Source organism: Coleofasciculus sp. H7-2 (assembly GCF_042747725.1).
Taxonomy (GTDB): Bacteria; Cyanobacteriota; Cyanobacteriia; order Cyanobacteriales; family FACHB-T130; genus FACHB-T130.
In genome coordinates, this window is the sequence record NZ_JBHZGO010000108.1 from 36,111 (window position 1) to 51,119 (window position 15,009).

The 15,009-nt window shown below is 45.3% G+C and carries 9 protein-coding genes and 3 pseudogenes; 7 read left to right on the forward strand and 5 right to left on the reverse strand.

Annotation, left to right across the window (positions count from 1 at the left end; translation table 11 throughout):
- Positions 1-89 precede the first annotated feature (89 nt).
- The 5 genes and pseudogenes from ACFW2W_RS23750 to ACFW2W_RS23770 form a co-directional block, all read right to left on the reverse strand.
- Positions 90-1,265, reverse strand: a complete 1,176-nt coding sequence (locus ACFW2W_RS23750; protein ID WP_378184145.1) for a glycosyltransferase family 4 protein — start codon at positions 1,263-1,265, stop codon at positions 90-92.
- A complete protein-coding gene (locus ACFW2W_RS23755) occupies positions 1,262-2,509 on the reverse strand; it encodes a glycosyltransferase family 4 protein (protein ID WP_378184147.1) in 1,248 nt (415 codons plus the stop codon). Before ACFW2W_RS23755 ends, ACFW2W_RS23750 begins: the two co-directional genes overlap by 4 nt.
- A gap of 987 nt (positions 2,510-3,496) precedes the next feature.
- On the reverse strand, positions 3,497-5,710 hold the full coding sequence (locus tag ACFW2W_RS23760) for a GumC family protein (protein WP_378184149.1): 2,214 nt from the start codon (positions 5,708-5,710) through the stop codon (positions 3,497-3,499).
- An 831-nt stretch (positions 5,711-6,541) separates the two neighbouring features.
- A pseudogene (locus ACFW2W_RS23765) lies at positions 6,542-6,710 on the reverse strand (IS630 family transposase); the annotation flags it as partial.
- A 241-nt stretch (positions 6,711-6,951) separates the two neighbouring features.
- Positions 6,952-8,748, reverse strand: a complete 1,797-nt coding sequence (locus ACFW2W_RS23770; RefSeq protein WP_378184151.1) for a serine/threonine protein kinase — start codon at positions 8,746-8,748, stop codon at positions 6,952-6,954.
- 485 nt (positions 8,749-9,233) lie between these two features.
- On the opposite strand from ACFW2W_RS23770, the gene ACFW2W_RS23775 reads away from it, so the two are divergent.
- The 7 genes and pseudogenes from ACFW2W_RS23775 (at position 9,234) to ACFW2W_RS23805 (ending at position 14,964) form a co-directional block, all read left to right on the forward strand.
- Positions 9,234-9,917: an S-layer homology domain-containing protein gene (locus ACFW2W_RS23775; protein ID WP_378184153.1), complete on the forward strand. Its 684-nt coding sequence runs from the start codon at positions 9,234-9,236 to the stop codon at positions 9,915-9,917.
- 29 nt (positions 9,918-9,946) lie between these two features.
- Positions 9,947-10,099, forward strand: a pseudogene (locus ACFW2W_RS23780) (deoxyribodipyrimidine photo-lyase); the annotation flags it as partial.
- A pseudogene (locus ACFW2W_RS23785) lies at positions 10,075-10,290 on the forward strand (hypothetical protein); the annotation flags it as partial. The pseudogenes ACFW2W_RS23780 and ACFW2W_RS23785, both read left to right, overlap by 25 nt.
- A gap of 15 nt (positions 10,291-10,305) precedes the next feature.
- Positions 10,306-10,992, forward strand: a complete 687-nt coding sequence (locus tag ACFW2W_RS23790) for a chromophore lyase CpcT/CpeT (RefSeq protein ID WP_378184155.1) — start codon at positions 10,306-10,308, stop codon at positions 10,990-10,992.
- A gap of 82 nt (positions 10,993-11,074) precedes the next feature.
- On the forward strand, positions 11,075-12,160 hold the full coding sequence (locus ACFW2W_RS23795) for an RNA ligase family protein (protein ID WP_378184157.1): 1,086 nt from the start codon (positions 11,075-11,077) through the stop codon (positions 12,158-12,160).
- Positions 12,161-12,279: 119 nt separating this feature from the next.
- Entirely contained in the window at positions 12,280-13,638 is a 1,359-nt protein-coding gene (locus ACFW2W_RS23800) for a PQQ-dependent sugar dehydrogenase (protein WP_378184159.1), read from the forward strand.
- A gap of 33 nt (positions 13,639-13,671) precedes the next feature.
- Positions 13,672-14,964 (forward strand): pentapeptide repeat-containing protein, encoded by a 1,293-nt coding sequence (locus ACFW2W_RS23805; RefSeq protein ID WP_378184161.1) that lies wholly within the window; start codon positions 13,672-13,674, stop codon positions 14,962-14,964.
- Positions 14,965-15,009 lie beyond the last annotated feature (45 nt).

Sequence of the window (15,009 nt, forward strand, 5' to 3'; positions counted from 1 at the left end):
AAATAGTAGGGACGTACAGATAGCTGTGCGTCCCTACCACTGACGGAAAATATTAAGTTATATTGCAATCTAGATATGCAACAGCACTCTTAAGCCTTGGCAGGAGTGTTTGAAACTGGAATTGGTGGTTTTGCTGGCACAAACGTGGTGAGTGTGTTGTACAATTTCAACGTTTCGGCAGTAATCTGGTTCCAGGTATAGTTTGCTTGTACATAACTCTGGGCGTTTTTAGCCATTACCGCCAATTCCTTCTGGTGATTGATTGCCCATTCCAAGCTGCGGAGGCAGGAGTCTACATTTTTCACCTGGAAAAGCATCCCCCGGTCTTTGCCGATCAATTGCTGATGCACGGGAATATCACTACCGAGTACGGGAACACCTTCCTGCATTGCTTCCAACATTGATAGAGGTAATCCCTCCAACTCAGAAGGAAGTACAAACAATCCCGCGCCCCGAAGGATTTCTGCTAGACGGGGACCTCTAAGTTCACCTGTGAATATTATGTTCTTGTTATTCGCCGCCATGTCGGTTATCTTCGAGGTGAACTCATTGGTATCGCTGGTACCGCCCACCATGACGAGTTTCCATCCTTCTTGCTGAAGATTTTGGAAGGCTTTGATGAGTAAGTCGGGACACTTTTCCGGCACCAGTCTACCTAAAAATAGAATATAGCGTCCCTGTTCTAGACCTAGCGAAGTTCCATAAGCAAAAGTAGGGTCTGAATCACCCATATTTGAGGGTGCGTTAGGAATATAAATTGTCTCTTTACCGTAAGTTTGCTTAAAGTATGAGCGCAGTTCCTCTGAGACGACGATCATCTCATCAGAGAAGCGGACAGCAGCGCGTTCGCCGCGACGGATTAGGTCGCTAGAAGCTTTGTTCCATTTGGCACGTTGCCAGTCTAAGCCATGACAGGTAACAACAACTTTTGCCGAGGAGGCAATTTTTGGCATCCAGCTAAAGAGGGCTGGACCTAAAGCGTGGAAGTGAACAATATCATAACGCTTCGCATTGGAAGCGATCGCTCCCAGCGCCGAACTCAACAGAGCATCCATTCCCTTGACATTTAAGCTGGGTATGGAAACAACCCGCACACCATGAACATTATAGTGACTCAGTGAAACATTTCCGGTGTATGAGGAACGAGCAAACAAATCTACTTCGTGACCCTGTTCAACCACCCGCGAGTAAATTTCTTCACAGTGATGCTCGATTCCACCCTGTTTAGCAGGCAAGCCTTTCGCTCCAATTACGGCAATTTTCATTGTGAAACCCCGGTAAAGCTTTTATGATTAATCTGGTTGGTAGATAAATTCCGCTGTTGCCAGCGGCTTAACATATTGCTGTAGATATCACCCACGACAGTCTTGGCACTGTAAGGTTCGGCAGCCTTAACACAAGCCTCGATTGGATAATCTCCACTGTTGTGCAGTACCTTACGCAAGGCATCTGCAATTGCCGATGGTGTGCGCTCCTGGCATACCACTCCACTCTCAGCAGTGAGTAGATTTGGCGTTTCCCCGCATTGGGTTGTCACCACTGGCGTACCGCTGGCAAGTGCTTCGAGAACGACCATAGGAAGACCCTCATAGGCGCTAGTTAGTACAAAAACACTGCATACACGTTGCAACTGTGCAAGTTCTGCCTGGGCTAATGCACCCAGCAGCGTTACCTGTCCGGACAATCCAAGGCGGGAAATCTCAGAACGTAGCTTATCCTTTAAGTCTCCATCGCCTGCTATGAGGAGGTGAACATTTGCATCGTTCAGGGCGGCAATGGAGCGGATTAGCAGTACGGGATCTTTTTGGGCGTGAAGGCGACCAGCAAAGAGAATAAAGCGCGTATCTTCCGCTAAACCCATCCGTTGTGCAAGTGTGCGCCTACCTTCCTCTCGTTCATCGTCAGTTAATGGGTAGCAGATTTCGTTATCTACTGTGTTTTTGACGTAGGAAACGCGCTCTGCTATTTCTGGGTAACGCTGCTGGTAATGTTGCACCGAATCGGTGTTGCACGACAATATTTGGGAAAACTGGCTTACAAGATAGCGTTCGATAGCAAAATACGCTGCTGGAAAACGTTGCCACAAAATAGCATCTTTCTTGTCCGCAGAATTTACCTGCTTTTGAATATCGTTGTGAATAAAAAGAGTCTTTTCTCCTGACCAGTTGCGAGTAAAAAGCGTCGGTTCCAGCCTGTGAAAGTGCATGAAATCCGAACTCAAGTTACGATCCAAAAGGGCAGCCGTATATTTAATAGTGGTTGGTACTAATTTTTTAAAGTTATCGTTTTCTATGAAAAACAAGGGCATAAAGCGGATTTCTCTGCCTGCCAACTGGGTGTCTCTCCATACTCCTATGGGTTGGGATGGATCATTCTCCGTTCCTACCAGCCGGATTTCAAACTCGCTGGGAGCGTATTTGACAAAGGTGCGTATGACTGTTTGAATGCCCCCGATGCTAATGCCATTAGGATTGAACTGGTAGAAGATAGTCAAAACAGGTTTACGCATAATTATAAAACCTATATATAGCTAGGTGTGCTGGTGGTTTTTTTTGAGCAACAAAGATTAATTTAGCAGCCTGTTAGTAGATTTATTTCAGCATGATTGCTTAGCTTACTTGGGAATCTGAGATTCTCTTCAGCGTTATTGCTTAGATTACTGTAAAGCACTACGCAAGTAAATTGAATTTGCCAGATTTCACAGAGACTTCTCAAATTCCATACTTGACTTCATGGCAAATTCATAATCAGGTTTAAAACTCTAGGAAGCCAAAAGATTCACTCGATCTAACATTGCCTTATAATTTCGTCCCCAAGCCGAAAAACCCTGGTCAAGCCATTCCTACGCTTTTGGCAAATCTAATATTATGCCAAATCGAACCTGCTACTACTACTATCAAAAGTAGGAAATTACAAAATCCTCCTTAGGACAGTTGCTGGCTGATTTGGTTTCTCCGTAGAACTACTTAATAAGCTCGTTCTTGTATAAATTGTACTTTTGTACTTTACAATGAATTTTCTGAGGCATCGGATATAAACTACTAATGAAGTCTGCATTTAAAAGTGTAATTTGACATCCACTACACAAAAAAGCAATTTTTTTAATATTCTTCATTAAAAGATATATTTCTTGGTTTATCCGCAGTAGCAGCCTGCCTAAGGAGCGAATTTGCTGGAGTTTCCGATCGGGAGAGGCTGATCTACGTAACGGCATTTAAGCAAGTCAGGACTCGCCGCACATCACCACATCTGCCACCGGCAACCACAGGGGGATTGAACCCGAAAAAACGCTATATGTATAAGCTTTGCGTAAGTCCTGCAAGTATATAAACTTAGCTGCCTTCCTTGCCAGGAAAGGGGACTCGCCCCTCTCCCGTAAAAAAAGTTTTCCACTGCTCCTAATACGGTTAGGATAAGATGATTTGCCATAAGCGTATAGAACGTCCCTACAACAGTACGCTTATGGTTCGAGCTAGAAGTATTTACGAATGCCCGTTTAAGAGCGATCGCTATTTTTTGGTGTCTTAGCGGTCAGCATTTTCGGCGTAGTGGCATCTTCCTTGTAGTATGCCTTGGCATGGTGGAAATAACTATCAGGTTCGTTTTCCACAATCACACCATTGACTACCAAACCCAAAACCTTGTGACCTGATTGCACCAAAAATTGCTTACAAGCAGCAGCACTGACAGTATCAACCACGCCTGGGCGGACTACCAATAAAATACCATCAGTCATTTTGCCCACTGCTAGAGCATCTGCCACCAGAACGATTGGCGGCGTATCAAGGATTATAAAATCGTAGTTTTTAGAAAAATCTTCAATTAATGCAGCCATCCGCTTTGAGTCAACAAGAGCCAATGGATTAGGAGGAATCACCCCAGAAGGAAGCACATCCAGGTTATCCATCACTTCTCGCACAGCCATCTCAAACTCAGCTTGATTAACGATGACATCGCTCAGACCAATTGCATTAGTCAAGTCCCAGATATGATGCTGCATGGGATGGTGCAGATCCGCATCTATTAATAAAACTCGTCTTCCCAGTTGAGCCATAGCTATAGCCAAATTGGCACAAACCGTAGACTTGCCTTCTTTAGAAACAGAACTTGTCACCGCAATGACTTTCAGCTCTTGATCTGGAGTGAGAAACTTCAAGTTTGCCTGAAGCATTCGGTAAGCTTCACTGATAACCGAATGTGGATTATCTCTAACAGGAAGCTGCGGAACAATTCCTTCTAGTTTCTTACTGCGAAAAGTAACTTTTTTCTTCAAAGAAGGAATCATTCCCAAGACGGTATATTTAAATAACTCCCGCACCTCCTTGGCAGTTTTGATGGTTGGATCTTTCAGGTCTACAAGGAAAGCAGTAATTACATAAAGCAGACTGCCTGCCACAATTGCGGCAGCTAGGATTATTACCTTGCGAGTACCTACGGGCTTTTCTGGAACTGTAGCGGCGGCAATTAAACTAGCGTTGCCTACATTTTGATTTTCCGCAATTTGTACCTCTTGAAGATTTTTCAAAAGGATTTGATAGGTAGATTGTGCGGCTTCTACTTGCCGTTGGAAATCCCGCTGACCCTGTTGCAATCTGGGTAAAATGTTAGCTCTTTGTTTGTATGCAGATTGAGCGCGAGATAGAAAACCGACTTGATTAGCCAAACCTAAGCGTTGCACCTCTGCATTAACTAATTCTGCGGTTAGTTTTTGTTCAAATTCACCAATTTGTAAATTTTCTCCGGACACTTGTTGGTTACTGCCAACAACCTGCGTTACTCGTTCCTGTAGTAAAGCTTTTAATGCCGCTTGTTTACTTTCGAGATTAATTATTTTGGGGTTTTCATCCTGAAAACGGGTGCGCTCGACTGTCAACTCGCCTTCAATTTTTTGGAGTTCTATCAACACTTGCTGAACTGCGGGAGATTGACTAAGCGAGTTTAGTGTCATAGCCCGCTGTGAATTCAGACCTATCTTATTTTGGAAGGCGGCGACTCTAGCAGTTGCATCTTCAAGTTCAGCCTGAGTTTGAGCTTTTTTGCTGTCTAGCTCTGCGATCGCTTTTACAGCTGAGCTGGCTTCTTCTTCTATAGCTACAATGTTATTTTGTTCTTTGAAACTACGCAAAGCTGCTTCTGCTTGACGAACATTAGCTTCAGTCTTGGGTAGCTGCTGAGTAATAAATTCGCGAGCCGCAGCTGCTTGAGCGCGGTTATTAAGTATGTTCTTCTCGCGATACAGACTCATAACTTTGTTGACTATCTTTGCAGCTTCTTCGGGATCTTTGCTTTTAAAGGATATCTGCAAAACATCGGTTCCTTTGATACCTTTTACCGTAAGCTGTTTTAGGAAATCAATAGTTTTTAGGGGGTCTCCCTTTTGGTCTTTTAGCTTTAGGGAATTTATCGTCTCTTGTATCAGAGGCTCAGAACGGACTATCTCTGCTTCTGTATCCAGAGGGGTATTCAAGACGTTTAGCGGTTCCAACTGTCCGATTTTTGCTCCTGCCTCTGTGACTAAGGCAGAAGTCGTATTTTGCTTCTTAAACAAAAGCCTTCCTTCGGCTTCATAGGTAGGCTTTTTTAAGAACGCAAATGCGGTAGCTAGTGTAACTGTAAATACAAAGACGGTGGTGGCGGGTAGCCAACGCCGTTTGAGGATAAGCCAGTATTTCTTAAAATCTATATCTTCTGTGTATTCTCTAGTTTCCATAAGAGGCTCGTGTAGGAGAGTGGTAATAAGGTTGTTTTGGAGGCAGGTGTATTAGTCGCCCCCAGAAGCGAGTCCTTGCAGTGTAGACTATTTCCTCGCTTATCAAGAGGCAGCATCTGGCAGTTCTTACTCAGCCGACAATTGTATCCTAACAAGGCTAGTGAAAGTTAGAGCGATTAAAACTATTAATCAATCAAAGGATGAGCTTAAAGCTGTATGCAGTAGCATCCGGCTGGCAGCTCTAGATAAGACGGATTAACAAGAGCTGGCTGTGAAATTTGTTTTGATGCTGACGGACAACAGGACTATGGCAAAGAGTAGAAGTGCGATCGCATTGGATTAAAGCACCTCTAAGCTTACATCTTAAAGCAGGATTCACTGCGCGATCGCTATATAATCACGCAAACAATTGAGTCCGAAATATTTTTGGTCATATCTGAGGCAGTTTTTGGGACGCGCAGGGCGGAGTAATTGGAGGATTAATTTATCATAAATATTTGGGAACATATTTCTGATTTGTGCGATCGCTCTCCAAATGCTGAGATATGTGTATAAACATACAATTATTCTTTAGTCAATGGTATTACCACCAGCCTTAACAAATAGGACGATTGCCAGGATTCACTGCATGAATATACTTGCTGCCTGAATGAGGCCGTCCCCATTTATAAGCGGCTTCCTCTGGCTTTCCCCAACCCCGTTGCAAGACAATTTATAGGAAATCTAACTTCCAGCAATAACAGGACTTACGCAAAGCTTATACATATAGCGTTCTTGTCGGTTCAATCCCCTTGTGGTTGCTCTGAGATGTGGTGATGTTGCGTAAGTCCTGAATAAAACTAGCTCTCCTGCCTCTATTTCCCCTGGTTGCCCCTCCAATAGTTCACAAATTTCTTTTTTTTAAGGCAACTAATTGTGAGTCATATTTGGGATTGTGCATTTGAGCTTTCTTCCAACTCATCCGGGCTTCTTTAAATAAATTGTAATAGCTTTGCTTCGATGTGCTAAATGAATACTTCTCAACCCCCCTCCCTACACTCGTTTTGCGACTTATGGGTAAGGCATAGTTGCGAACAGAGAGGGCTGGAGGTGGGGTTCCGATTGCCGGTTAATTATGGGTTAATTAACCGGACATAATATAAAAACGCGATGTGCAACTTGTGTTAGTTTCCCAATAAATTGGGGATAACTACCGAACTCACTGAAAAAAAGTTGCACGCGGCGTGAGTCAAATTGCCTGACTACGGCTTAATCAAATGTTGCTCAAACTTGCGATAGTTACCAATCAACCTTGCCCGCTCAAAAGGGGGATAAAACAAGATTGTTCCCAAAGGTAAACCAACTGCCAAAACAGCGCCCATCACCAAAGGATTTAGCAATCCAACTTGGAAGCCAATTCCTAAAGTCATGCCTAACGCCATTGCTAATAGCGACACCCCAATCGCTAGATTGGTACTAAATCCTCTTTTCAAACAACTAACTGCCAGACTCTGTGCCCCAAATCCAGCCATAAATACAGCAAAATCCACAGCTTCAAACCCAACCGCCGCCGAATTTGCCGCTCTAAATTGCTCGCCAAACCCCGTCACAAAAAAAGCGACAATTCCCGCCACCAACAAAGCCACAGCCGCGTCTACACCCGCAAACTTAATTTTATACCTGGATAGAAGCTTAGCGACGAACACAGCCCCAGCCGCCGCCGTAGCCGCCGCTGCCACACCAAATGCAGCGACAAACAGAGTTACAAACCCAGCCATTACCACACCCATCGCCCCAACTTGGGCAATCGTTCCGCCCCAAGCTATTCCCTCAACCCAAGCCGCCGAGGCAGCAAGTGTCACCAGTAAAGCGAGAGCAATATAAGGTAGTTTTTTGTTCGCAATCGGAACTGGCGCAGTCTGAATCTTAACAGTAATATCGTGAGTTTCTGGCAGAGAATTTGTGTGTAATAACAGATGACGCTCGTAGGTTTTATCTGCCATCAATCGGCTGGTATTCACATTGATTTTACACTTCGCCTGATTGCTCTCAAACTTAACTGAATCAAAAGAAATCCAAGTGTGAGTATCTGGTGTATGGGGTGGATCGCTTTCGTGCGGTGCCACTTGCCAATTTCCTTCCAGAAGGGTATCAGGAATCGAGTTCGTAACTGCGATTGTTTGAGTCACCCTTTCACCTAATTTTCTTGCCTTAAATTCTAGGATGGGTTTACTCAGCTTTGCTTCTGGTACGCGAATAACATAAATAGGCTTGAGTGCTTCCAAAGCGATCGCTGCGTTAGGATAGCGGTCTTTTAGTTTGATTTCCACCATCTTTTGCAACCAGTCAATCCACCGCAGACTGAGTTTGGGAACGAGATGCTTGAAATTAAGGCGATAATCATCATCAATTAACTGGCTAATTTCAGCAGATTTGATTCCAGTTAGTAAGCAAATCAGCGTTGCTCCCAAACTATATAAATCTGAGGCTTCAGTGAGTTGACGATGGAATAATTGTTCGGGCGGCATGAACCCTAAAGTTCCTTTTGCCACGCTGCTCATCGTCACTTCGCCATCCCCAATTCGAGCCAGACCAAAATCAACTAAAAAAACATTGATGTTGCCATCGACCAAGATATTTTCGGGTTTAATATCTCGATGGATAACAGTGGGAATGCGATTTTGCAGATAAACGAGAATTTCTAATAAAGAGACCGCAATTTTCTTAATTTCATCGGGGTCGAAGCTACGGGGCACGGCTAAAGACGGTGCTTTTTTATACTCCTGAACCATACAAAAGCCATCGGATGTCTGGAAGGAATCCAGGTAGCGGGGGATTCCGGGATGATTCAGCCCCTGTAACACTTGAATTTCGCGCTGGTAGGAGTCGTAGTCTGACCAGGTGGCGTTGATTTTAGCAAACTGAAACCGTTTAATGACGGCGGGTTGCCGTGTTTTCAGATTGAGCGCCAGGTAGGTTACTCGACCACCGGCGCGGTTGTGTCCTAATTCTCGGACGACCTGATAACCGTGGCTGGATAAGTCTGGAAAGTTGCTCATGTGTGAGAGAACGAACGCAGGTTGAACGATTCTATGCAACCGCTACGCGAGCAGTTGCAGTTAGCGGCATCCGCCAGAGCGAGTAGCCTGCTCCGGCAAACAATAGACAGCTGATAAAACGAAGTAGGTGTACGCCTTTTCCGAGACACCATCTTTCTCTTCCCAGTTGTCCTTTCTCATCCTAGTTCACCAGCTTAGGAGTAGGAATTTCTGTTTTCGCTGTGAAAGTTCATAAAGGCAAAGTGGGTAAGCTACACCTAGTTAAGAACTTGATATCTAAGGATTGTAATTATGACACAGCTATTCAGTTGCTAATCTGGATATTTCTAAGGAAGTTAATAATTCGAGAGGTTTGGGTCGTCTAGGGTTGGGCGCAGCGATCGCTGTTGCGCTAAGAACCTCGCATTGATTAACCCGAATGGGCGATGAAGATTTGGTTACAGTGTTTGTACAGTGAAGTTAGCAACTGAAAAGTGGTTTTAATTATGCGTCAGCTCCTGGGCACTCTTTCTCTATTGGGACTTCTACAATATTTTCCAGCCGTTGTTTATGCTCAAACACAACCTGCTTCAGACGCCCCATCCGATCCCATCGAACAGGTGATTGCTGCCAAATTAATGACTGCATATCCAGATGGACAGTTTCATTCAGAACAATTCATCAGTCGTGCAGAACTTGCCTCAATTTTGGTCAAGACTTTTAAACTTGATAAACGAGCTGGTGCCACCCAACAAGAAGTTATTTCAGTTCAAGATGTACCTTCTTCCTACTGGGCATATAACGACATTCAGACAGTTTTAAAAACTGGCATTATGAAGGGATATCGGGGAAATATGTTTTTCCCCAACCAAAAAATCAATCGCGCTGAAGCTTTATCCATCTTTGCCCAAGCTCACGGTGTATTTCAGTTTCCGACTGACACTGTTGCCAAAATTCTTGCAAAGTATCCAGATTCAGGAAATATACCGGATTGGGCTAAAAAATCGATGGCAACTGCACTTTATGAGGGATTTGCCAATACCGATGAACAAGGCAATATTAACCCTCTAAATCCGATGACGAGAGGAGATATGGCTTACGCCTTGAGTAAATTTTTGGAACGGCAAGAAGCACCCGCACCGCTGTTAGAAGAAGATTTGCCTTCTCCGGCTAGCTTACCAATCCAGTAAGTTCCGAAAAACCCATTTTCTTTGAGAAAGCGAGTACCTTTAGCCAAAAGCCCTATTTCTTCAACCGGGAGAACTTAGAACGCTACACGGATGGCGTCTATTGTCGCCAATGCCCCCTCTACGATCATTGTGACTTTGAGGGCAGCTACGATGAACTAGAGAAGCGATCGCTTTTGCCAAGGAACACAATGCCGATAGGATCGTTACAACAGAAAGTCCTAGCCCCCGGTTTGCCCACATTTGCGACAAAATTAAGGAATCGCTGCCTATCGAAGTGTTACCTGTTGAGCCGTTTGTGAAATACGACGGATATATTGACCTTAAACGCTTTTCTCGCTACTGGCGCGTTGCCGAACGTTATGTTTTTGATTAGCACTAGGAGACTATTGTGAAGAATACAAGAATTAGGAGTTTGATAGCGATCGCCCTTGTCTCTTCAACTGGAACAGCGGCTTATTCCTGTGGGGAACCACCCAATACTCAGGCATCGCTGCCAATTCAGCAGCAAGTAGGGGAAGTGGTGTCGCATTTAGTGGGAGTCATGGATACTTCCGCACAAGCGCAAGCCAAACCAAAAGCCCCAAATGTAAGAATGACGACTTGCAAAGTTAGTGTCGAGGATACTAAACAAAATCCCCAGGCAGTTTTTCTCTATCAAGAACAAGCCATGTCTCAGAATCTTGCCAAACCCTATCGGCAGAGATTCTTGAAAATTGCCCCCGCTGCCGATAATCAAAGCATTGAATCGCAATCATTTAAACCCCCAACTCCAGAAGCTTTGATTGGTTTGTGCAGTCAGCCAGAAGCCCAGCGCGTTGTCAAGTTGAGCGACGTTGGTTCTGCCAAGTGTAGCGTATTCTTAAAGCGTGAGGATGATAAATATGTTGGCGAAACACCGGAGGCGGGTTGTCCCAGCGACTACAAAGGCGCTGTCAAGGTAACAAATCGGATTGTATTGCATTCTACTGGCATGGACACATTAGATCGCGCTTTTGATGCCGCAGGAAATCAGGTTTGGGGTACAAAAGGCGAACCTTATCAGTTTCGGTGGGTTAAGCCAAACGCGAGTCGCTGAATTGCTAAATTATATATCTTCTGAAAGAAGCTGGCTTGCAGCGATCGCATTCTCTCAGCTTCTTTCCAAAAAACTAAAATCTATGGACAAACAAAAAGGCAAATTCACCGGCTGGACGCATATCAGCTATGAAAAAATACCGGAAAATCCGAATAATTGGAATTTGAAAGAATCAGATTATCGCGCTTTCAAGAAAACTGATTGGGTGGTAACTGAAAAAATTCACGGAGCCAATTTTTGTATAATTGCAGACGGATCAGACGTTCAGTTTGCCAAGAGAAAAGAATTATTGCAGCCAGACGAAGACTTTTTTGGATATCAAACACTTGGATATAAATTAGCCCAACAAGTTAAAGAAATATTCAATATTATCCAGGCGGAACGTCAGGGAACGTTTAGAGTTTCTGTGTATGGGGAATTGTTTGGAGGAGAATATCCCCATCCTGATGTAGCTGCTGTTCCTAATGTCCAGGCTGTCCAAACAGGCATATATTATTCACCTAAAATTGAATTTTGTGCTTTTGATATCGCTGTTGAAGAAAATAGTAGCGCTGCAAAACGAGATTATATAGATTATGAGAAAGCGCTAAAAATATTTCATAAAGTAGAAATGCTGGGTGCGAAACCGCTATTTATTGGGAAATACGAACAAGCGCTTGCACAGAATATAGAGTTTGATTCTACCATCCCTGCCTTATTAGGTTTACCAAAATTGTCATTTAGCAATAAAGCGGAAGGCATTGTCATTAAACCTGTAAAGTCAATCTATATAGATACTCCCAAGGGAAGAATCAGACCAGTTTTGAAGAGAAAAATCCCAGAATTCGCTGAAGAAAGCCGATTTCATCAGGCAGAGAAATGGACTAACCAAAAACCAGCAACAGCTACTAACTATTTTAGTGATGAAAAATGGTTAAAGGAGGCGATGCTTGCACTGGTTACAGAAAATAGATTGATTAATGCTATATCGAAAGTAGGGCGAATTTCTGGTAAAGATACAAAAAGCCTGGAGAAAGTTTTTCGATTGTTCGTAAATGATGTATTAGAGACATTTAACGAATCTTATGAAAGCATTTTAAAAACCTTACCTGAGAAAAGTCAGCAAACTCTAATGGAGCAAGTGGAGCGGGAATCAAAAAAATTGGTTAATAATTACTTCAAAAAATAATATCTAAGGACAGTTGTAGGGTCAGCAGTGGTCAACTAATACTCGATCTGGAGCTAAGGATGCGATCGCACTCCAGTCTTCAATGACTACCCTGGAATTAGAGTTCCCACATTGTTGACATGAAATCGATACGTTTCTTGCTGCTGCTGCTCATCCTGACTACAGCAGCCGCCTGTGACTCAACTCAGGCATCCCTCGACCCCCAGACAACCCAACCAACCGAGCAACCGACAGAAACTCCGGCACAGCCGAACCAACAGCTTTCCCAAGCGGCTCAGACCAAAAACGTGGTGCGAACCGAACCACTCACACCCCAACCGATTCGCATCACCCTCAATAACTTACCCAAACCCTACGCCAGCGACAGTGCCTCCAACTCGCCCAACGTGGTGCCCATCCCGCAAAACCCCGCCCTGCGCGTCCCGGCTGGCTTCGTCGTCAACGTCTTTGCCGACAATCTAGACAGACCCCGCTGGCTGGCACTCACCCCTAACGGCGACGTGTTAGTCACCGAAACCCGACAAAACCAGATTCGCCTGCTGCGCGACACCAACGGCGATGGCGTCGCCGATGTCCGCCAAACCTTCGCCAGTTCTCAAAATGGGGTAAATATCCCCTTTGGCATGACCTTTGCGGGCGGATACTTCTTCCTCGGCAACACAGGCGAAGTCCGGCGGTATCCCTACACTCAAGGACAACAGCAACTCACCGGGACAGGCGAAAAAATCGCTAACTTAACCCCCGGCGGCTACAACCAGCACTGGACGCGCAACGTCGTTGCCTCACCCGATGGGCAAAAGCTCTACGTCTCAATTGGGTCGGCATCCAACGCTTCAGAAGAACCCATACCCCGTGCCTCTGTACAGGTGATGAACCTAGATGGTTCCAACCAGCAAACTTTTGCTTACGGTTTACGCAACCCAGTCGGACTCGACTTTCACCCCACCACTGGCGAACTTTATACTGCCGTGAATGAACGAGACGGACTGGGCGACGACCTGGTACCCGACTACCTAACCCGCATCCAACAGGGAGAATTCTATGGCTGGCCTTACGCCTACCTGGCACCAAATCTTCTTGACCCGCGTCATCTGGTCAACGGAAAGAGCAAACGTCCCGACCTGGTAGCAAAAACAAAGACGCCCGACGTTCTCTTCCAAGCCCACTCGGCTGCTTTGGGATTGCAGTTTTATGACGGCAATACCTTTCCCGAAAAATATCGCAACGGCGCTTTTGTCGCCTTTCGCGGTTCCTGGAACCGTAACCAAGGCACCGGCTACAAAATTGTCTTTGCCCCCTTCTCTAACGGGCGTCCTCAGGGCTACTATGAAGATTTTCTCACCGGGTTCCTGCTTAACCCATCTGTCCCAACCACCTGGGGGCGTCCGGTGGGTTTACTCGTGCTACCTGATGGGAGTTTGCTGCTGACGGAAGAAGCCAATAACCGGATTTACCGCATCCAGTATCGTGGCTCTTAACTAGTTGTTAATCGCGGCTCGAAGAACTGCCCCATGCACCCAAAACCAGTTAATCAATTCGCTGTCCTTAAGCCCGCGAAGACGGGCTTGGTTTGTTTAGCCGCGACTTCAGTCGTCGGAGTGTTAACGCTTGGCTTACCAACCCCAGCCCAAGCGGCAAACTCCAAAGACGTGCAGAAGTTGCTGACGCTGAAAACTTGCCCTGGATGTAACCTGAAAGATGCCCAACTCAGGGGAATTAACCTCAGAAATGCCGACTTGAGGAATGCCCAGCTTGACGGTGCCGACTTGACGGCTGCTGACCTCACGGGCGCTAAGCTAGAGGGTGCCCAGCTCAACGGTGCCAAACTAACTGCCGCTAATTTGGAAAAGGCGAACTTGAGACAGGCAAAATTGGCGGCTGCAAATAAAATTGTTGCTGATTTAACAGACGCTAAATTGCGGGGGGCAAACTTATATGCAGCTAACCTCACGGGCGCTAAGCTAGAGCGTGCCCAGCTAGCGCAAACTCAACTGAATTTTGCCCAGTTAGCAGGTGCAAATCTCGGACAAGCCAATTTGATAGAAGCTAATCTTTCGGGTGCCAATTTAGGCGGGGCAAACCTAAAAGATGCTCAGATGCAAATTGTTAACTTAGCAGGTGCCAACCTCACAGGTGCCAAGTTGAATAATGCCCAGTTAGATACTGCCAATATGGATAGTGTCAACTTGAGCAATGCTGACTTGAGTCAGGCTTCTTTGAATAATGCTGACTTGAATGGTGGAATTCTCACGGGTGCCAATCTGCAAAAAGGATCGCTGACAGCAGCTAATTTGCAAAGTGCTACTCTCACGGGTGCGAATTTGACGGGTGCGAATTTGACGGGTGCTGGTTTCAATCGTGCGAATTTGACGGGTGCTAAATTCAACGATGCTGACTTAACCAATGCCAAACTGCCGCTTGCCAACCTCACCAACGCTAATTTGGCGGGTGCTAATCTCCATGATGCTTATCTGGATAGTGCCAACTTGAGCGGTGCCAACTTGAGCGGTGTAAACTTGCGCGGGGCGAATTTGCGGTCTGCCAATTTAAGCGGTGCGTCGATGATTGGCACCAATCTAGAAAGTGCCAATCTGATGAATGCTATTTTGACAGGAGCCAATCTGAGTTACACCAATTTCAGCAGTGCCGATCTCAGGGGTGCCAATTTAGGAAATACTAATCTGAGTTATGCCAACTTGACTCAAACAGATTTGGGTCAGGCTAGCTTAGCGAATGCCAACCTGACGGGTGCCAATTGGAAGGATGCTAAGCTCAAAGGTGTCATTGGATTGAATGGATATTGAGCGATCGCATTCCATCCCCGTTGACTCTTTTGTTCCGACGCGCAT